Origin of the sequence: Cyclobacterium sp. SYSU L10401 (assembly GCF_010993705.1) — a bacterium.
Classification (GTDB): domain Bacteria; phylum Bacteroidota; class Bacteroidia; order Cytophagales; family Cyclobacteriaceae; genus Cyclobacterium.
This window is the reverse complement of sequence record NZ_WOFO01000004.1, coordinates 27,112-48,057: the sequence shown is the minus strand read 5'-3', so window position 1 is coordinate 48,057 and position 20,946 is coordinate 27,112. Positions and strand designations below refer to the sequence as shown.

Below are 20,946 nucleotides of genomic sequence, written 5' to 3'. Positions count from 1 at the left end.
CTGTAACACCTTCGGAAGTAGTAAAACATCGGGCCATTTGACGCTAATCAGTACCCGATGCCCGTTTATTCAACCATTTACACAATAGCCAAAATAAACCATGTAAAGATATGAAAAATCTTATACTTAGGCATGTTATACGCATGAGCAAATTATTTACCTATGCTTTTCTTTTCCAGTGTTTGACCATGGGCTTTTTAGTTGCCTCGAATGGCAATGCCCAGATCAAAAGTATAGAAGAGGTGGTGGTCAGGCTGCCCCTGGAAGGAGTCCCGGTCAAGGATGCATTCAAGAAGATTGAAGGAGTATCCGATTTCACCTTTGTTTATCTTACAAAGGAAGTCAGGAGTTTGCCTCCCATTTTCGTTGAGGACAAGGACCAAAGCCTTTATGAGGTATTGGTGGAGATAGCCCGACAATCCGGATTGGATTTCAAGCAAATAAACCATAATATCCATGTAAAGGCGGACCGAAAAGGACAGGAGAAACCCGTTGTGTCCGTTTCTACCGTAGCGGTAGAAATAAGGGGAACCGTAACCGATGAAAACGGGGAGCCCATTCCCGGGGCTACCGTGCTGGTAGAAGGAACCAATACAGGCACGGCGACCGACATCGATGGAAAATTCAGTTTGGATGCGGAGGAAGGAGCTGTATTATTGGTTTCCTTTATCGGCTATGAATCTCAGCGCATCACGGTGGGGAATCAAAGTAACTTTTCCATTACGCTGGTAGAAGATCAGGCATCGCTGGAAGAAGTAGTGGTGGTGGGGTATGGAGCTGTGCGAAAAAGGGATTTAACCGGGGCCATTGCAAGTGTTGATGTGGAACAACAACTTGAACTACCGAATGTCAGTGTGCTTCAGTCGCTGCAAGGACGGATACCGGGACTAAACGTAGGGGCCATCACCCGATCCGGTCAAGATCCAAGGATTGAAGTGAGGGGACAAAATACGATTTCAAGCAGTGCGGGAGACAATGCCCCATTGATAGTGCTCGACGGCATAATTTACCGGGGAAATATCATCGATATAAACCCTGCCCAAATCCAGTCAGTAGAAGTGCTGAAAGATGGGAGTGCTGCGGCTATTTATGGCTCCCAGGCAGCAAATGGTGTTATATTGCTTACTACTAAAAAGGGAGTTGATATGGGTAAGCCTGTTATCAATTATTCCGGCCAGTATACCGTTCAAGTGCCAACAAAAAATATACGGCCCAGGAATACCGCTGAAAACAAAGAATTTTTACCTCATATTTATTGGGAACAGAGCCGACTGCCTCCAGATTATCTGCAAACGAACCCAGACTTTACGGTTGTCCCATTTTTGAAAACCAATGATCTTTCACAGGGCTTTCAAAACGATTTGGATAATGATTGGTGGGGAATGTTTACAGGAAATGGCCATATCCACACACATGACCTAAGCATAAGGGGTAGGACAGAAAATTCAGGGTATTTTGTAGCTGCTGGGATTACAGATCAAAAAGGCTTTATAAAAAATGATCTTTTCAATAGAATAAATCTCACAGCAAACTTTGATACCAAAATCACGGAATGGTTGCATTTTGGGATGGAGACCTTTTTGACCTCGAGTGATTATTCAGGCCATTCCCCATCTGTTCAAAATATATTTCATTTGCAGCCTTTTGCACCCATTTATGACGAAAATGGGGAATTTATCCCTCAACCTGAGGGTTCATGGTTGAATCCTTTTATGCAGATTGAGAGAGAGGATGAAAACAAAAGAATTAATCTATTTGGCAATTTCCATTTTGATGTAAAACTCCCATTTTTACCGGGCTTTAATTATCGGGTAAATTATGGTCATAATTACAGAAACAATACCCACAATCAATTTGACCCCCATGGGGCTAATTTTACTGGTTCAGGATTTAAAAACTCCAATCATTACTACAGTTATATTCTGGATAATATTTTTAGTTATGACAATACCTTTCGAGACGACCATAGGTTGAGTTTGACCTTTTTGTACGGTGTTGAAAAAATACAAACCAGTTTCACCAACACTGCTGCGCAAAATTTCGCAAACCCTACTTTGGGGTTCCATCGAATGCAAGCAGGTGACCCCTCCCTGAACGTCATTAATTCAGGAGCTGAAGAAGAGACGAGTTTGTATAGTATGGGAAGAATCCTTTATGGTTATAAGGATCGGTACTTATTAACGGCTACCCTACGAAGGGATGGGTTTTCTGGTTTTGGAGAGAACAACAAATTTGGAATTTTCCCATCTGTTGCCCTTGGCTGGGTACTTAGTGAAGAAGGATTTTTTACCGCCGATATTGTAGAATTCCTTAAGGTAAGGGCCTCTTACGGGCAGACTGCCAGGCGGGGTGTGGGAAGGTATGAAACCCAGGCAAGAATGAACGCTGCCCCCAGCAGGGTGTTTGGTGACGGGGGATCGGCAACTATTGGACAATGGATTACCACCATGGCAAATCCAAATTTGGCCTGGGAGACCACTACCGGACTTAATTTAGGAGTTGATTTTGATATGTTGAACTCCAGATTGTTTGGGAATATAGAATATTACAACAATAACACCGAAGATATTCTTTACAATATCCAGATTCCTCAAACAACTGGTTTTTCTAATATTGCCACTAATATCGGAGAAGTTTTTAATTATGGTATTGAATTTTCTCTCACAGGGGAATTGGTTAGAACCGGAGATTTTTCCTGGCAGTCTACTCTAAATTTCACCAGAAATAGAAACCAAATTAAGTCTATTTTAGGAGTAGACAATGATAATGATGGAGTGGAAGATGATATTGTTACCAACCAACTTTTTATTGGAGAACCTCAGAATGTTGTTTTTGATTACGAGGTGGTCGGTATGTGGCAGCTGGAAGATGAAGTCCCACAAGGATTTTTTCCAGGAACTTATAAGTTAAATGATGTGGATGATGATGGTATCATTACACCGAATGACAGGAAAATCCTTGGATACCGGGACCCCTCCTATCGGTTTGGGATTGGAAATACCCTAAAGTATAAAAATCTATCCCTTTATGTGTTTATCAATTCCATTCAGGGGGGGAGTGATTTCTATTATGCCGACGGAAGTCCCTACGCTTCAGGAGCCTTTTTCAAAAGGGATCAACTTACCTACTCCAATGCCATGCCTTTTGATTATTGGATGCCTGAAAACCCCAATGCAAAATACAGAAGATTGGATACGCCATCAAGTTTCGAAGCTAGACCTTATGACCAAAGAAGTTTTATAAGACTCCAAGATATTTCATTGGCCTATTCTTTTGACCCTGGATTCCTCGAAAAATGGAAAGTCAGTAATCTGAAGGTAAATCTAAGTGCCAAAAACCTGATTACCCTGACCAATTGGGAGGGATGGGATCCCGAAACCGGAACAGGGCTGGTGGCAGGACTACCAGTTATGAGGACCTTTACCTTGGGATTGAATGTTCAATTTTAACCATTATTTGTCATGAAAATAAAATATATTTATATATTAACCTTCTTCTTATTTACATCATCTTGTAGCGATAGTTGGTTGGAGGAAAAGCCCCTTGATTTTTATTCACCGGCCAATTCTTTTACGAATCCCAGTGATTTTAATGCAGCTATTGCCCGATTATATGAAAATGTACACAATGACCTTTATCAGGTAAATGATCTAACGGTTAGATCCATGTTTTATCCTACCGATGTGGCTGTTGATGCTATTGACCCAACCCATCAATTGAATCTTTACGCTGATAGGCTTACACCTGTTACTGGGCAAGTCCAGAATATGTGGTCCAATTTGTATCGGATTATTTTCGATGCCAATGTGATCATAGAAAGGATCGAAGATGAAAGTGTGGTTTTTACTCGCAGTGAGCAACGCAATGAATTTAAAGCTGAAGCCATGTTTTTCAGGGCATTTGCCTATCGAACCTTAGGTATAATGTATGGGGGAGTACCCATCGTTTTGGAAGAAACCCAGGAACCCAAAAGGGACTTTGTTCGTGCCAGCCGTGAAGAGGTTTTTCAGCAGATTATTAGCGATTTAACCTTTGCGTCTACCCATTTACCTGGAATCAATGAAGTTCCTCAAGAAGGCCGTATATCCAAAGCTGTCGCGGATCACTTGATGTCCGAAGTATATGTCATTTTAGAAAATTGGGATGACGCAATAGCAGCAGCCACCAGAGTCATTGACGACCCAAATTTCCACTTAATGACAGAAAGGTTTGGTTCCAGAATGAATGAACCGGGAGATGTGTATTGGGATCTGTTCCGCAGGAACAATCAAAATAGATCCAGCGGTAACCGGGAAGGGATTTGGGTCAGCCAATTTGAATATTTGGTAGAGGGAGGAGGAACGAGCATAGGCTGGCCGAGATTTCTTGTACCCCTATACTGGCAATTATCCGATCCCGATGGGGTAAGTTTGTTTACAGGGCCTATGAATCAGTATGGAGGCAGAGGGATCGGCTGGTTTGCACCTACTCCCTTTTTGATGGATGAGGTTTGGGAAAGTGATTTTGACAATGATATCCGAAATTCAGAGCATAACATTATTCGAGATATTAAAGCCACCAATCCCAATTCCGAATATTTTGGGCAGTACATTGTGGAAAGCGGTGCCATTTCAAATTTCCCCAATATCTGGGATCGCTGGTGGAACGTCATTTTTGCCAAAATTGCACCCATCAACAATTTCCCCGATGAGTTTGTACTGAATGCAGAATCAGGACTTTTGAACAACCAATCCAATGATATGATGACAGATAATTACATATTTCGTTTAGCGGAAACCTATCTTTTGAGAGCGGAAGCCCATTTGGGCAAAAGGGATATGGCCAGTGCAGCGGCAGATATAAATGTGGTTAGGGAAAGATCGAATGCCAATCCTGTTTCTGCTGCAGAGGTGAATATCGATTACATTCTAGACGAAAGAGCCAGGGAATTGTGTTGGGAAGAATTGCGGTTGCTCACACTCATGAGGTTAAATTTATTGGTTGATAGAGTAAAAAGATACAATACCATGACAGGCGACAATATTTTAGACCATCAAAATTTGTGGCCGATTCCTTTTAGAGAGATTGAAACCAATACCGAAGCTGAATTGACCCAAAACCCTGGGTATTTCTAATGATATCGGACTTGGTATCGGTGGATCAATGTATTTGGGATCTTCGGAAATAAGGACTTCTCGGGTGCATTGATCCTAACTTTTAGGAGAAATCAGCACTTATGGATATTTCCACGGTGGAGGACAGCCATGTTTTTGAATTCAACTCCAAAAAAAATATTTGATTGTGGGAGGAAAGGTTAACCTGAAATAAATCAGTGATGCCTAGTAAATTACAACGAAAATTAATCAAAATCCATGAACTTGAAATATGATCTTCTGGTCTTTTTAATACTGTGCATCCATATCATCGGATGTCAAGGTCAAAAGGCAGATGGAATTGAAAACCGAAATTTGCCCAACATTGTATTGATCGTGGCCGATGATATGGGCTACGGCGATCCGGGCTGTTATAATCCCGAATCCAAAATACCGACCCCCAATATGGACGAATTAAGTAAATGGGGTGTAAGGTATACGGATGCCCATGCTGCCGCCTCGGTATGTACCCCGGCACGATATGGTATTTTGACCGGTCGGTATTGTTGGCGATCTCGCCTGAAAAAGGGGGTTTTGTGGTCCGGTTATGATGATCCGCTTATCCCTTTGGAGAGGGAGACCCTTGCCTCCTTACTCAAGAATCATGGATATAAAACCGGTGTGGTGGGGAAATGGCATTTAGGGATGAATTTTCTTCAAAAGGACCAAATTTCTTTTGTTAATCCAAAGGATTACCATTTCAGTGGATTGAACGGGACCAGGGATGTCGATTTTTCTGCCCCCATTTATAACGGGCCTAATTATTTGGGGTTTGATTATTCCTTTGTCTCTGCCGCGGGACATAATATGGAACCTCATTGTTTTATTGAAAATGATTTTGCTTTGGGCATTCCAGATATTTGGAGAGAGGCAAAAGTACCACTTTGGCAAGGGGTATCCGCTTCAGAGGTGCATGAGGGTTGGATGGTTGACGGATGGGACGACAGGCAAGTCGGTCCTGATCTCACCGAAAGTGCCATGAATTTTATAACCACCGCTCATACGGAAAATCCCGATGAGCCTTTTTTTCTTTATTTTCCTACCGTCTCTCCCCATAGACCTTGCACCCCTCCGGATTTTATCAAAGGGAAAAGCCAAGCCGGTGAAAGGGGGGATATGGTCGCTGAATTTGATTGGAGTGTCGGAGAAATCATGAAAACATTGGCCAGGTTAGGAATTGAAGATAATACCATCCTAATCGTTACAAGTGATAATGGGGCTACGCGGGTAAGTGACGATGGTAAAGATTATGGCCATAAGAGTTGTGGGGACCTCCGCGGTTACAAAGGAGGGCTTTATGAAGGAGGACACCGGGTGCCTTTTATCGTTTCCTGGCCTAATCAATTGCAAGCTGGCACGGTTGAGGATCGGCTGGTATGCCAAACCGATTTTTATACCACCTTTTCAAAAATTGTTGGAGAACCCGTAAAAAATGGCAGTGGGGAAGACAGTTATGATTTTCTATTTACGGCCAAAGATGATCGGGAAGCTCGAAATTCATTAATCATGCAAAATTATGGTGGTGATTTTGCCATTCGACAGGGAGATTGGAAATTATTATTGAACGGAAACCAAACCGTAGGAAAAAATGAGTTGTATGATCTCAAAAATGACCCCAACGAATCAGTCAACCTGGTACTGGATAATCCCAAGAAAATCAATGAACTTACAAGCCTTTTAACCCGCCAAAAACGGAAGGGATACAGTAATGAAATCCTGATAGCTGGAGATAATAATCAATTTTCAAAATTTAAAGCACCATAAGTATATAAAAGTCATGAATAATGAGAATATCATTTCCCTGTTTTTTAAAAGAAGGGCTCCTTTCGTTTTCGTATTACTGAGTCTGGGATATCTTACTTTTAACATGGCTTGCAGTCCTGAAACGGAATGGAAACAAATTCCGAATCCCTACACGATCACCTGGAATACCCAAAGTAAAAATGCTTCCGAATCCATGCCGCTGGTCGGAGGAGATATCGGTTGTAATGTGTGGGTGGAAAATGGGGATTTGCTTTTCTACGTTCAAAGAAGCGGCAGCCTGAGTGAAAACGGAGAATACCTGAAACTGGGTCGGTTCCGTGTTCAGATTAATCCAAATCCGTTCGCTAAAGGCAATTCATTTCAACAAGAACTAAAACTTCAAGATGGTTACATTGAAATTGAATCGGAAAGTGATGAACTGGATAATACCAAGATCAAACTTTGGACGGATGTATTTAGTCCGGTTGTTCATGTGGAGATAGAATCGGCGAAAAAAGTGGATGTTAATGTTGCTTACGAAAGCTGGCGTACGGAAGATAAGGAATTGGCCTTCGGAAAAGGCCGTTTTGGGGCATTTGGTCTGGAAGGTTATCCAGGTAAGGTAATCCGTTCAAAAGACATCATTGCGCAAAATGATGATGGGATTTTATTCTATCACCGAAACCCAAAAGAAAAACTGGTTCCTGAAGTTTATATCAAATTGCAGGAACTTGAAGAATTCGCTAATGAAATAAATGATGACTTAGAAAAGTTGACTTTTGGCGGATTATTATCAGGCCAGGGTTTAGTTTTTGATGGGATAGAGGATGGAGTTTATCAGGGGACACCTTATAAGTCTTGGAAACTGAAAAGTGAATCACCGCGAAACAGATACCAAATTCGTATCGCTACTCACATTGAAAAAGCGGAGAAAATTGAAGACTGGAAAGATGGGTTATTAAAAACGGCAGATCTGTCTGTACAGGCACCGGAGAAAGCATTCAAAAAAGCGGTTAACTGGTGGAGCGATTTCTGGAATCGAAGTTACATTTATATTCAACCCGATAATCCTGATCAAGAAAATCCAGTTTGGCAAATGGGGCGAAACTATCAACTCTTTCGTTACCAGCTCGGCGGAAACGTTTTTGGGAAATATCCTACCAAATTTAACGGTGGTAACTTAACCTACGATGCGGTTCTGGTAGATTCAGCGAAGGTACACGATCCGGACTGGCGACAATGGGGTGGGGCCGTCTTTACGGCACAAAACCAGCGGCTTTTGTACTGGCCGATGTTAAAGTCAGGTGATTTTGATGCCATCTTACCCCAATTTGAACTGTATCGGAAAGGATTGCCGGGCGCAAAGGCCAGGGTGAAAAAACATTTTGGGCACGAAGGTGCGGTTTATTGCGAATATACAAGTGTTCCGGGAATTGCGTTTGGTGACGGCTGGGGCTGGCAAAATGAACAGAATTACCGTATACGGGGTGAAGAGATACCTTTTGGCGACCCGCGCGCCAATGCAGCCACCGGTTTTAATGACCCTGTAGAAAAAGGAGTGATGGCGAATGGTGCCATTGCATACCACTGGGAGTCACAGATTGAACATTCATATATGATTCTGGAATATCACCGTTTTACAGGTAATGATGTTTCTGAATACATGCCTTTCATCGAGCAGTCGCTAATATTTTTTGACGAACATTACCGTACACGCCAGAAAATGCGCAACGGAAAAGAGCTGGATAAAGACGGCAAACTAGTCATTTATCCTTCGACTTCATGTGAATCTTATCGCGGGGCAGAAAACCCGGCTGATGTACTTTCCGGACTCAAGGCTTGTTTAAACGGACTGCTTGAATTGGATGAAAAGTACCTGTCGGAGGAAAGAAAAAAATACTATCGTGAATTCTTGAGCAGCGTTCCTGATTTTGATTATGAGGAAATTGACGGGTTGAAAGTGATTAAACCGGCAAAAAGCTGGATCAGGGAATCCAACCAGGAACTTCCCCAGTTTTACCCACTTTTCCCTTTTAACCAATTTCAGTTAGGCGATGAAGAGATTCCGTTTTTCAAAAATGCCTATGAAAAAGCAGATGATTTCAGAAAGGGTAAAGTACAGAGCTGGCATCAGGATGGAATTCAGTTTGCCCGAATGGGCATGACACAGGAAGCCGCTGATTATAACACCAAAAAACTACAGGACAGTCCCCGCCGTTTCCCCACTTTCTGGGGCCCAGGACATGACTGGGTACCTGATCATAACTGGGGTGGATCGGGTATGATTGGCCTTCAGGAAATGCTGATGCAGACCATCGGTGACCAACTTGTGCTGTTCCCGGCCTGGCCAAAAGCCTGGGATGTAGATTTTAAATTGCATGCGCCAGGCAATACTATCGTTGAATGTAGCTTAAAAGAAGGAAAGATTGTCCGCTTAGACATAACTCCCGAGTCGAGAAGGAAAGATATTATTACCTCTTTTTTATAAAAATTGTGTTATGATTAAATCAATTTTATTAAATTATTGTGCTGGGGCGGCATGCCTTCTTCTGACCATCGTTTCCTGCATGGGACAAAACGATAAACCCAATATTGTAATTATATATGCCGATGACCTGGGTTACGGCGACGTTCAATACTATAATCCGGACAGGGGAAAAATACCTACTCCTCATATTGATCTTCTTGCGACTCAGGGCATGTGGTTCACAGATGGGCACTCGTCTTCTGCAGTCTGCACCCCTTCCCGCTATTCAATCCTCACCGGGCGCTATCATTGGCGTACTCGGCTGCAAAAGGGAGTGATGAATGGTTTTGGCAAGCCGATCATCACATCAGACCGCCTGACTCTGGCCAGCCTGGTCCGGAAATGCGGTTATGAAACGGCCTGTATCGGCAAATGGCATTTGGGCATGATAATGCCCGATCCAATAACGGAAGGAAGCATCGAAGAAGGTCCCACAACGATCGGTTTTGATTATTTCTTCGGCATCAGTGCCTCTTTGGACATGCCACCTTATGCGTTTATCGAAAACGACCGCTTCACGGAATTGCCTACCGCTGAAAAATCACTTCTGCTGATCAGAGGTAATGAGGAGCGGCGTCGAGGACCTGCAGCCCCAAATTTCGAATCCGAACAGGTATTGCCTGCCTTTGTACGAAAATCCGTCGAATGGATTAATGACCAAAAAGAGGGTCCATTTCTTCTCTACCTGGCACTTAATTCACCCCATACCCCGCTTGCCCCGACCGAGAAGTGGAAAGGTAGGAGTGGAATGGGGGATTATGCTGATTTCGTAATGCAAACGGACGCGGCAGTCGGTGAGGTGATGCGGGCGATAGAAGCTGCCGGGATCGTCGGGGAGACCTTGGTGATTTTTACCAGCGACAATGGATGCGCTCCTTACGTTGGCACCGGAGTTAGCGCAGATCCCCGTTACTCCCATGACCGGATGCATGCGGTGGGGGATTTGGTGGATATGGGACATTTCCCGAGTGGACCCTTTCGCAGATATAAGTCAGATGCTCTGGAGGGCGGACATCGAGTTCCTTTTATCGTCCGATGGCCAAAAAAGGTTCAGCCGGGAAGTGTCTCCGATCAATTGGTTCACCAAACAGACCTCATGGCAACTTTGGCCGAGATCATCGGAATCAAGCTTCCTGAAGATGCAGGGGAGGACAGTTTCAGTTTACTCCCATTATTTGAGGGAAGCAATAAGCCTGTCCGGGAAAATGCTGTAAGCACTTCGTTAAGTGGTTTACCCGGTCTGCGCTATGGGAACTGGAAATACATTGCTGGTCCAGGTTCAGGTGGTTGGACACCCGGGGAAAGCGACCTACCGGTACAACTCTACAACCTGGCTGCTGATCCCGGTGAAACCCAAAATATGGCCGGCCAGGAACCCGAGCGGGTAAAACAGATGGAAGAACTTCTGGAAAAACTCATAACGGAAGGTAGAAGCTCTCCTGGACCCATCCAGCAAAATGATGTAGAAGTGATCCGTTATCCTGAAAAACAGTAAATTAGGAGTATCGAAGATCAAACAATTTAGAATAATTGAAAAGAAGTAATATATATGAGATACCTGGAAGTAGTAATTTATACTTTCTTCATTATTTGTTTTAATAGCATTGGTTCTTTTGGCCAAACCCCAGATTCCCCCAACATCATCCTGATCATGGCTGATGACCTGGGCTGGGGTGACGTGGGGTTTAATGGAAATCGGTACCTGCAGACCCCTGAACTGGACCAAATGGCTCAGAATGGGCTAAAGCTGAATCGGTTTTATGCCGCTTCTGCCGTTTGCTCCCCCACCCGGGGAAGTTTCCTTACCGGCAGGCATCCGGAAAGGTACGGCATTACCCATGCCAATACCGGTCACATGAAACCGGAGGAAATTACCCTTGCTGAACTGGTAAAAAACCAAGGGTATACCACCGGGCACTTCGGAAAATGGCATCTGGGAACCTTGACGGTGACGGAAAAAGATGCCAATCGGGGAGGCCCCAGGGGAGCGGCCCATTATTCCCCGCCCTGGGAAAATGGTTTTGATGTCAGTTTCTCCACCGAGTCCAAAGTACCTACCTGGGATCCCATGGTTACGCCTGACCCCAGTGCGCAGGATATAGGCAATCGGGTTCCCGGAGAACACTTTGGCACTTTTTATTGGACAGGGGAGGATGAAAAGTTTACGGATAACCTTTCCGGAGATGACTCCCGAATCATCATGGACCGGGTAATCCCTTTTATCGATCAGGCGGCTGAATCCAACCAGGCCTTTCTATCCGTTATCTGGTTTCATACGCCCCACCTTCCCGTAGTGGCAGGGCCTGCTTACCGTAGTTTGTATGCTGATTTTTCTGAAGACAAGCAACACTATTATGGCAGCATCACTGCTATGGACGAACAAATTGGTAGGTTGAGGAATTTCCTTCGGGAGAAAGGACTGGCAGAGAATACCATTATTCTTTTTTGCAGCGACAATGGACCCGAAGGTCCGGAACAAATCAACCGGACCCAGGGCTCAGCCGGACCGTTTCGTGGAAGAAAAAGAAGCCTGTACGAGGGGGGTATCCGCGTTCCGGCACTGATCGAATGGCCAGCAAAAATTGAGGCGGGAAAGAAAACCAATTTACCCGTTTCCACCAGTGATATTTTCCCAACCCTATTGGGTATATTGGGCATTGATAATCAAAATGGAGTAAAACCTCTGGACGGTGCCAATGTTTTTCCCTTAATTCAAGAGAATAAGCAAACGAGAGCATCCACCATCGCTTTCCGGTTTCAAAAACAACAGGCCATTATGGACAACCAATTCAAATTGTATTCGGCGGACAATGGAGAAAATTTCGCTTTATTTGACTTGCTGAATGATCCTTCGGAATCTACCGATATTGCTTTGGACAATCCCCAAAAAACAGCGGAATTGTCTCAAGAGCTTGAAAATTGGCTGATTTCCTGCGAGGAAAGTAATCAGGGAATGGATTACCAATAGAACTTCTAAAAAATAACCTAAATATGAAAATTAAAATTCTCTTTCTAGGGATTACCCTGTTACTGACCGGACTTGCTCAGGCCCAACAAGCCAGCGATGAAAAACCCAATTTCCTATTTATCTTTTCGGATGACCAACGCTATGACCTGATCGGTGCGCTCGGACATCCTGAGGTGCTTACGCCCAACCTGGACCGCTTGGTAAACAATGGTTCTACTTTTACGCATGCCTATAACATGGGTGCCTGGAACGGTGCGGTCTGTGTGGCCAGCCGGGCCATGATGATCAGTGGGCTTTCGGTATGGGATGCCCGGGAGCAGGAGAAAAACTTTCAACAAATGGCCGATGACGGCAGGTTTTGGCCCCAATTGCTGGAAAAAGCTGGCTACGAAACCTATATGACCGGAAAGTGGCATGTAAAAGCAGATGCTGAAAGCGTTTTCCAGAACGTGGTACACGTACGACCGGGCATGCCCAATCAAACCCCTGAGGGCTACAACCGCCCCAAAAGCAAGGCAGATACCACCTGGCAGCCCTGGGACCAAAGCTTTGAAGGATTTTGGAAAGGCGGTAAGCACTGGTCGGAGGTTCTCGCAGAGGATGCCCGTGGGTTTCTGGATCAGGCAGGCAAAAGTGAATCTCCCTTTATGATGTACCTGGCCTTTAATGCGCCACACGACCCCCGGCAGGCACCAAAGGAATTTGTGGACCTGTATCCGGTCGAAAGCATTGCCTTACCACCCAGCCACATGGATATGTATCCTTATAAAGACAGCATAGGACTCAGCGAGAACCTGCGTGATGAAGCCCTGGCTCCCTTTCCCCGTACCGCTTATTCGGTTCGGAAGAACATTCAGGAATACTACGCCATCATCAGTCATATGGATGCCCAGATTGGTAAAATTCTGGATGCCCTGGAGGAAACAGGCAAAATGGAAAACACCTACATCATCTTCACTGCCGATCATGGCCTGGCGGTGGGCCACCACGGCTTGATGGGTAAACAAAACATGTTTGACCATAGTGTGAGAGCACCATTGACCATCCTGGGTCCGGGCATTCCAAAAGGCAAAAAGTACCATCAGCAGGTCTACCTGCAGGATGTCAGTGCCACCATGATGGACCTGGCCGGGATAGAAAAACCCGAAACTACCGTGTTTAACAGCCTCATACCTTATATTAAGGACGATGCGCCAAGTGCCTATCCCAGCATATACAGTTCCTATCTTAACCTCCAACGGATGGTACGGACCGACCAATATAAATTGATTTTTTACCCGAAATTGAATAAAATTTTGTTATTTGACCTGGAAAAAGACCCGGCAGAACTGAGGGACCGTTCGACCGATCCGACGTATCAGGGGGTAAAGCAGCAGTTGCTGACCTTGCTGGCGATGCAGCAACAGACTTTAAATGATCCATTGGGACCGATCAGCTTCTAAGTGTGGGACATGGATACATTAGGATAGGTAGTCAGTGCGTGGTAGTTTGCCCGGGAATCTTTTTTAGCTGAAAGAAATCCTAAATGCATTTAATCGCTTACCCATGAAGAAAATATACGTTCTGATTTACGTTTTCCTTGCGATCCACTTGAATACCCAGGCACAAAAGGGTGTCGCAGAAGTTAGAAATGATCATTTGTCTTCTGGAAATGACTGGCTCCTCTACCGGTCCAATCAGCCTGCCAGGGTGCAGGCCAACAAAGAAGGACACCTGGTGCTGAGCAATGGTCTGGTGAGCCGTACCTTTGCCACCGCGCCGAACGGAGCTACCATCGGACTGGAACAACTGCAAACCAGGGAGTCCTTTTTGCGCTCCGTGCGACCAGAAGCGGAAATTCAATTGGATGGGATTCGGTTTGAAGTAGGTGGTCTTACCGGCCAACCCATTCACAATTATTTGCTGCCGGAATGGATCGCTTCCATGAAAGCTAATCCGGGGTCCTTCAAACTGGCAGCTCATACCGTGGAAAACACCAAAGCCCGTTTTGCCTGGAAGAAGCGAGCCGAATGGATGCCCAAAGACATGCCCTGGCCTGCACCCGGAAAGGAACTTGTTTTTAGCTACCAATTGGACGAGGAGGCAATACAGGAGCTCTCGGATCGAATGATCACGGACGAAAGCCGCAAAATCCTGTTTGAGGATGCTTTTGCCACCTTACACGAAAATTGGAAGCGGGTTGAATCGGCTGCCCATGAACGAAATTCCTTTATCAACGAAGGAAAGGCGGGTGAAATCATGGCATTGGCCAATACCGCGGTGTATGCCGAGCAGCCGGTGCTTCCGGATGCCAGTGTTTTTCTGGCTAAAATTGATCCAGGCACGGACCAGAGTAGCAGTTGGGGGCCGGGGCTCGGACTGGTGTTTTCCGACAAGGTGATCAAACTCAACCTTCGTCCTGGTAACCAGGAGATCGGGTTTTACGATGGGCAGCAGGAACAACGCATGCCAGGCCTGGAAGGCGGGAAACCGGTCTGGCTGAGGATGGAATTAGGGGAGGGGAAGCTGTTGGCCTCCTGGTCTTACGACAAACACGACTGGCAGCCAGTGGCTGCGGTCCCAATTCAGCAAGCTCCGCAAACAGTCCGCATTGGCAAAACGGATGCATCGGGCACCGATAAGGACCACACCGAAAAGGGGGAATTCGGGCGCAGTAAAATCGAAGTGTTTTCCATGCTGGGGGAAATTTCTCCCGATGCAAAAGCTGCCGACCTGGCATCCTACCGCTACCTGTTGGATATTACCGTGAACGTGCATTACGAATTGTACGACGGCCTCCCGGTGTTTAGCAAATGGGTGACTGTTGAAAATAATTCCGACCAGCCGGTAACTGTCAATTCCTTTACCAGTGAAATCCTGGCAGTGATGGAACCCGAAAGCACCGTTGATAGCCGGGAGCAGTGGCAGCTTCCCAATTTGACGATCGAAACCGATTACAATTTTGGCGGAATGACTTCCGAAAATGTCTTGCGTTCCAGCATTGCCTGGAAACCGGATCCCCTGTACAAAACCCAGGTCAACTACGAACGTACCATGCCCGTTTTGCTGGAAGTTTCGCCCAAGTACGGCCCGGAGCAGGAGCTCCAGCCGGGGGCTTCCTTTTCCTCCTATCGGGTATGGGAATTGCTTCACGATAGTTGGGATCGGGAACGAAAAGGGCTTGAGCACCGGCGGATGATGCGTTCCCTTGCTCCCTGGGTGACCGAAAACCCCATATTGATGCATGTACGGTCTGCGGATACAGAGGCGGTGAAAAAAGCCATAGACCAAAGTGCTGAAGTGGGGTTTGAAATGGTGATCATGACCTTTGGAAGCGGATTCAATGCCGAAGATGCAAGCAGGGAAAACCTGGATCGCATGAAGGGCCTTGCCGACTACGCCCATTCAAAGGGGATCGCCCTGGGCGGTTATTCTTTGCTGGCCAGTCGCCGTGTTGGCGGTGGAAACGACGTGGTGATGCCCGAGGGGATGACTCCCCGTTTTGGCAATTCGCCCTGCCTGGAAAGTGAATGGGGACACGATTATTTTGAAACCCTTTATAATTTATACAGCACAACCGGACTCGATATCCTGGAGCATGACGGCTCTTATCCGGGCGATGTGTGTGCGGCAACTGATCACCCCGGACACAAGGGATTGGCCGATTCGCAATGGAACCAGTACCGGCGGATTGCTGAATTTTACCAGTGGGCCCGTTCCAAAGGGATTTACCTGAATGTACCGGATTATTATTTTCTGGCGGGGAGCAACAAAACCGGGATGGGTTACCGCGAGACCAATTGGTCGCTGCCCCGTGCTCAGCAGGAAATCATCGAACGCCAAAATATATACGATGGTACCTGGTCCAAGACTCCCTCCATGGGGTGGATGTTTGTACCGCTGGTACAATACCATGGGGGAGGAGAAGCAGCTACGATCGAACCATTAAAAGCGCACCTGCCCCATTACGAGCAGCGCCTGGCCAACCTATTCGGTGCAGGCGTACAGGCCTGCTACCGGGGGCCGCAATTGTACGATGCGCCCGAAACCAAGGCATTGGTAGAAAAATGGGTGGGCTTTTATAAAAAACACCGGGAAGTGCTGGATGCAGATATCATCCATCTTCGACGGCCAGATGGCCGCGATTGGGACGGTATTTTGCATGTAAACCCGAGGGGAGAAGAAAAGGGCTTGCTCATGCTTTACAATCCCTTAAGTGAGGAAATTACGCGCACCATAAATGTTCCGGCATACTATACCGGCCTGCATGAAGAGGTAGTGTTGGAAGATCAATGGGGAAAATCACAGACCCTGGCTGTAGGCCGTGAATTTAGCCTTCCGCTTGAGGTCACCATACCAGAGCGTGGGTATCGGTATTTTGTTTTAAAATAAACTACCTTCTAATTATTTCAGTAAGGTGGTGATAATCAATATTTTTTTCCCCTGGAATACGGCTATTTTTCCATAAAGTAAATGAGGGACCTACTGGAAAGTTACCTATCATTTGATCAAGGTATTTAGATGATCAGTTGGTAAGAATAAAGTACATAACATGCTTTTATCGAAATGAACTGTATCCAAGCATTAAAGAACAGCATGCCATTATGCATATTGGTTACATTCGGTTAACCTTCCGTTGCATTGAATTGGGCAAGCGTCCATTTTCCGTGGAGTAGAATTACTCATCCCTAGATTTTAAAGGAGTTATTATTTTATTCAGTTATTTTTTATAAATTGGATAATTGTAATTGAATCCTATTAAACCAAATTGGGTAAAATAACTATCTTTCTGTTATAGTTTATTTGAAGTGTTTGCCATCAATTAACCTAAACCCTGATTTTGAGACCACTTATTAACAAAAGTGAGAAGGACTTGGTATGTTCCCTTAGACAGGGGGATATGAAGGCCTTTGATGAATTGTATTACCGCTACCTTCCCAGGCTACTCGGATTTGCTTACCGTTACATTAGCGACGAATTAGAGGCTGAAGAAACGGTACAGGTAATTTTTATCAAAATATGGGAAAAAAGAAGTAGCCTGAATGAAAATCAAAACTTCAAATCTTATTTGTTTCAGTCTGTTAAAAATCAACTACTTAATAAGCTTAGGAATCAAAAGAAAAATTGCACCATAGAAGAAATTCCAGAGAGGTATTTCGTCAGTTCAGAGGATGTCTTCGAAAATATAACCTATAAAGAACTGGAAAATACTGCCACGGCACTTATCAAAAACCTACCCAAAACCCAACAAAAAGTTTTTGTTTTAAGCAAAATAGAAGGCCTGAGCCATGATGAAATCGCCTCCCGATTGAGCCTATCTAAAAGGACAGTAGAACACCATGTTTATCTGGCAACCAAGTTTTTGAAGGGGGAGTTGACCCAAAGAGCTTCACTGTACGGACCACTGATCCTGGTTTTAATTGCCGGTTAAATCTTGATTTTAAACCTTATTAATATTTATAGTTCGTGATGAAGCGTAAATTTGAATTATTTTCTATACTGATTTTGTTTACAGGAATCACCACTACTTATTGTCGAAGCACGCATCTACCAAATATTGTAATTCTACTGGCGGATGACCTGGGATACCGGGACCTGAGTTGTTATGGGAGTACCCAGGTCCAAACCCCAAATTTGGATCGCTTTGCCGCCGAAGAAATGAGGTTTACCGATTTCTATGCCGGTTCTGCGGTCTATTCGCCATGCAGGGTATCATTGATTACAGGGCGGTCTTCAGTCAGGGTAGGTATTTACTACTGGATCCATACCTCTCAAAAATGCATTTGGTAAAGTAAGATTATACCATTGCCGAATAGCATCATGAAATGTAAAAGAAGCCGTCGACTGGAGAGCGTTCTCCTGGCCGGAAGAATAAATTTAGTAAAACAAACAATTCTTGATGATACACCAAAACTTAGGTATTATATCGGTTTTCTGCTTATTATTTCATGTCATGGAGGTTTTTGGCCAATCAGATACCCAGGTAGAGAAACCCAATATCTTATTCATATTTACAGACGATCAAGGGTACCATGATGTGTCTTATTATGGTACAAAAGACATTCGTACCCCTCATATAGATGACATAAGAAACGACGGTATGCGCATGGACTTTTTCTATACCAATTCTCCAGTCTGTGCCCCCACCAGGGCTTCTTTGATGTCAGGCCGTTATCCGGATCATGTTGGGGTTCCTGGATTGATAAGATCTACGCCGGATAACAACTGGGGATATTTGGACCCTGCAAGCCTGCTGATGCCAGCCATGCTCAAAAGAGCAGATTACCATACGGCGCACATCGGAAAATGGAATTTAGGGTTTGAAACTCCCAACCTTCCCAATGAACATGGATTTGACTATTTTCATGGCTGGTTGGAAGACATGATGGACGATTACTGGGCCCATAGAAGGCATGGGAGAAATTACATGCGCCTTAACGAAGAGATTATTGATCCGGAGGGACATGCAACTGATCTGTTTACCCAATGGTCTGTGGAATACATCAAATCTCGCAAGGAAAGTAAGGATCCATTTTTTCTTTACCTGGCCTATAATGCCCCTCATTTTCCTGTTCAGCCTCCGGAAGAGTGGTTAAAAAAAGTAAAAGATAGAGAACCAGGCATTCATGATACAAGAGCCGAATTGGTTGCCTTTATTGAACACATGGACAATGGTATAGGAAAAGTAGTGGAAGCGCTAAAGGAGACCGGCCAGTATGAGAATACCCTGATTATTTTTACAAGTGATAATGGGGGACATTTACCGTCTTTGGCCAATAATGGCCCAATTAGAGATGGGAAACAAAGCATGTATGAAGGGGGATTAAGAGTACCTACAGTTATTTCCTGGCCTGAAGTAATTGAGCCTGGGTCTGTTTCGGAACAGGTTAATCTGTCAATGGATATTTATCCTACCCTTGCGGATATAGCAGGTGTTGAATTGGAACATGGGGTTAATGGCAGAAGTTTTTTACCGACCCTTATGGGTCAAATAATGGAGGAAAAAGAAAGACCCCTTTATTTTGTCAGAAGAGAAGGAGGAACCCGATATGGCGGAAAAGCTTACCATGCCCTTAGACTGGGCGATTGGAAATTGCTCCAAAACGACCCTTACCAGCCGATGGAGTTATATAATCTTAAGGAAGACCCGAAGGAGGAAAATAATGTAATAGAGCAAAATCAGAAAACTTATCAAAAATTAAATGCCTTGTTGATGTCCCATATTCAGGAAGGAGGCAAGACTCCCTGGCAAAAACCTGAATAGTATCGAACCGATATTAACCCAATTCGGGAATACGAATTCGCTTATTTGTTTCGATTAAAAACATTTGAAATTCAGCCTTCTGTGTTTTTTTGCCTTTAATATTGGGTATATCGATACGGGACTCAGGGGACAAGCCTATTTTCGGAAAACCATAAGAAATCTTGCCGTAAGGCCTAAATGGCACATAAAATAATTGCCTGACTCTGGCAGAATAAAATTTTTTTAGATTTTTTTAAGTAATAAGTTGGTGTCAGGTGTATTGCTTAAAATGAAATGATATTTTGAAGGAAAGAAAGCTAATAAGATTTTTAAATAACCTTAGCACACCTAAAGAAAATAGGGAGGTGATGGATTGGCTGAAAAAAAACGGTTCTGAAAATGATTTTTTGGACCTGCTTGAAAAGGACTGGCAATCCGGGAAGCCTGCGAATGTGAGTCAATCCAGGCAGCAACAATTACTGGATCAAATTCACAAAGCCACACTGAAAAATGATGAGGGGCATAATAGGGAAGCAGTTTTTTATCAATTGCTGAAATTTGGAAAGGTGGCTGCGACATTTTTATTGTTGCTTTTTTCCGTTTATTTTCTTTATGAGTTGGGTTTTTCAACGAAGGGTGAACCCACCTTGGCTGAGGTTTCCCCAACGAAAATTGAGAAAAGCACAGCGGCAGGGGAGAAGTTACGACTGTTGCTCCCTGATAAGTCTGAAGTGGTGGTCAACTCCCTTTCCACCATCACTTTTTATTCCGATTTCGGGGCCAGCAACAGGGAAATAACCTTAGAGGGTGAAGCATTTTTTTCAGTAGCTCCGGATAAAGAAAAGCCCTTTATCGTAAAAACGGGAGCTGTGATAACTACTGCCCTTGGTACGGCTTTTAATGCTTATTCCAGAGCGGAAGGCATTAAAATTTCTTTAACAGAAGGAAGGGTCAATGTAGCCAAAGATGCTCAGGTAATTTCTCTTTTTCCGGGAGAGATGGCCTCAGAGCAGCCCGACATGGCTTCCAGTTTGACCAAAGAAAAATTTGACCCGGTTCAAATTACGTTATGGAAGGAAGGAAAGATTAGGTTTCAGAGCAAACCCTTCAGGGAAATCCTTGAATCTCTTGAAGATTGGTATGGCGTCCGATTCGAAACGGAAGCCTTTGATAATAGAAAAGTCACCGGTTTATTCAATAATGAAAGTCTGGAAGACCTATTGACAGGTTTGAGTTTTTCCCTCGGATTTGAATACCAAATCAATCAAAAAAATGTACTGATAAAATTCTGATTGCCTATGAGATAAAACAAAAAGCAGGATAAAATTCCCATCGCCAAATGAAACATTTTACC

12 protein-coding genes are annotated in these 20,946 nt (G+C 44.5%); all 12 read left to right on the top strand.

From position 1 onward, the window contains the following. The first annotated feature begins 110 nt into the window (after positions 1-110). The 12 genes from GL182_RS11030 to GL182_RS10975 all read left to right on the top strand — a co-directional run bounded on the left by GL182_RS11030 (position 111) and on the right by GL182_RS10975 (position 20,884). Positions 111-3,449: a SusC/RagA family TonB-linked outer membrane protein gene (locus GL182_RS11030; RefSeq protein WP_163379741.1), complete on the top strand. Its 3,339-nt coding sequence runs from the start codon at positions 111-113 to the stop codon at positions 3,447-3,449. A 12-nt stretch (positions 3,450-3,461) separates the two neighbouring features. Beyond that, positions 3,462-5,114 carry a RagB/SusD family nutrient uptake outer membrane protein gene (locus tag GL182_RS11025; RefSeq protein ID WP_163379740.1) on the top strand — a complete coding sequence of 551 codons (1,653 nt, stop codon included), beginning with the start codon at positions 3,462-3,464 and terminating at the stop codon, positions 5,112-5,114. Between the two features lie 237 nt (positions 5,115-5,351). Further along, a complete protein-coding gene (locus GL182_RS11020) occupies positions 5,352-6,896 on the top strand; it encodes a sulfatase family protein (RefSeq protein WP_163379739.1) in 1,545 nt (514 codons plus the stop codon). A 13-nt stretch (positions 6,897-6,909) separates the two neighbouring features. After that, positions 6,910-9,363 carry a DUF5703 domain-containing protein gene (locus GL182_RS11015; protein ID WP_317167801.1) on the top strand — a complete coding sequence of 818 codons (2,454 nt, stop codon included), beginning with the start codon at positions 6,910-6,912 and terminating at the stop codon, positions 9,361-9,363. Positions 9,364-9,373: 10 nt separating this feature from the next. After that, positions 9,374-10,897 carry a sulfatase family protein gene (locus tag GL182_RS11010; RefSeq protein ID WP_205603633.1) on the top strand — a complete coding sequence of 508 codons (1,524 nt, stop codon included), beginning with the start codon at positions 9,374-9,376 and terminating at the stop codon, positions 10,895-10,897. 54 nt (positions 10,898-10,951) lie between these two features. Next, on the top strand, positions 10,952-12,370 hold the full coding sequence (locus tag GL182_RS11005) for a sulfatase (protein ID WP_163379737.1): 1,419 nt from the start codon (positions 10,952-10,954) through the stop codon (positions 12,368-12,370). Positions 12,371-12,393: 23 nt separating this feature from the next. Next, the gene (locus GL182_RS11000; protein WP_163379736.1) at positions 12,394-13,812 is read left to right on the top strand and encodes a sulfatase-like hydrolase/transferase; all 1,419 of its coding nucleotides are present in this window, start codon (positions 12,394-12,396) and stop codon (positions 13,810-13,812) included. A gap of 103 nt (positions 13,813-13,915) precedes the next feature. Next, positions 13,916-16,741, top strand: coding sequence for a hypothetical protein (locus tag GL182_RS10995; protein ID WP_163379735.1), 2,826 nt, complete (start codon positions 13,916-13,918; stop codon positions 16,739-16,741). A gap of 448 nt (positions 16,742-17,189) precedes the next feature. Beyond that, entirely contained in the window at positions 17,190-17,780 is a 591-nt protein-coding gene (locus tag GL182_RS10990; protein ID WP_240469786.1) for an RNA polymerase sigma factor, read from the top strand. A 38-nt stretch (positions 17,781-17,818) separates the two neighbouring features. Then, positions 17,819-18,139: a sulfatase-like hydrolase/transferase gene (locus tag GL182_RS10985; RefSeq protein ID WP_163380083.1), complete on the top strand. Its 321-nt coding sequence runs from the start codon at positions 17,819-17,821 to the stop codon at positions 18,137-18,139. A gap of 109 nt (positions 18,140-18,248) precedes the next feature. Further along, the gene (locus GL182_RS10980; RefSeq protein ID WP_163380082.1) at positions 18,249-19,613 is read left to right on the top strand and encodes a sulfatase-like hydrolase/transferase; all 1,365 of its coding nucleotides are present in this window, start codon (positions 18,249-18,251) and stop codon (positions 19,611-19,613) included. A 347-nt stretch (positions 19,614-19,960) separates the two neighbouring features. Beyond that, entirely contained in the window at positions 19,961-20,884 is a 924-nt protein-coding gene (locus GL182_RS10975) for a FecR family protein (protein ID WP_163379734.1), read from the top strand. Positions 20,885-20,946 lie beyond the last annotated feature (62 nt).

Bases quoted from the DNA above. Each gene is read 5' to 3' on its own strand.
- GL182_RS11030 (WP_163379741.1), top strand. From the start codon at position 111: ATGAAAAATCTTATACTTAGGCATGTTATACGCATGAGCAAATTATTT.
- GL182_RS11025 (WP_163379740.1), top strand. From the start codon at position 3,462: ATGAAAATAAAATATATTTATATATTAACCTTCTTCTTATTTACATCA.
- GL182_RS11020 (WP_163379739.1), top strand. From the start codon at position 5,352: ATGAACTTGAAATATGATCTTCTGGTCTTTTTAATACTGTGCATCCAT.
- GL182_RS11015 (WP_317167801.1), top strand. From the start codon at position 6,910: ATGAATAATGAGAATATCATTTCCCTGTTTTTTAAAAGAAGGGCTCCT.
- GL182_RS11010 (WP_205603633.1), top strand. From the start codon at position 9,374: ATGATTAAATCAATTTTATTAAATTATTGTGCTGGGGCGGCATGCCTT.
- GL182_RS11005 (WP_163379737.1), top strand. From the start codon at position 10,952: ATGAGATACCTGGAAGTAGTAATTTATACTTTCTTCATTATTTGTTTT.
- GL182_RS11000 (WP_163379736.1), top strand. From the start codon at position 12,394: ATGAAAATTAAAATTCTCTTTCTAGGGATTACCCTGTTACTGACCGGA.
- GL182_RS10995 (WP_163379735.1), top strand. From the start codon at position 13,916: ATGAAGAAAATATACGTTCTGATTTACGTTTTCCTTGCGATCCACTTG.
- GL182_RS10985 (WP_163380083.1), top strand. From the start codon at position 17,819: ATGAAGCGTAAATTTGAATTATTTTCTATACTGATTTTGTTTACAGGA.
- GL182_RS10980 (WP_163380082.1), top strand. From the start codon at position 18,249: ATGATACACCAAAACTTAGGTATTATATCGGTTTTCTGCTTATTATTT.
- GL182_RS10975 (WP_163379734.1), top strand. From the start codon at position 19,961: ATGGATTGGCTGAAAAAAAACGGTTCTGAAAATGATTTTTTGGACCTG.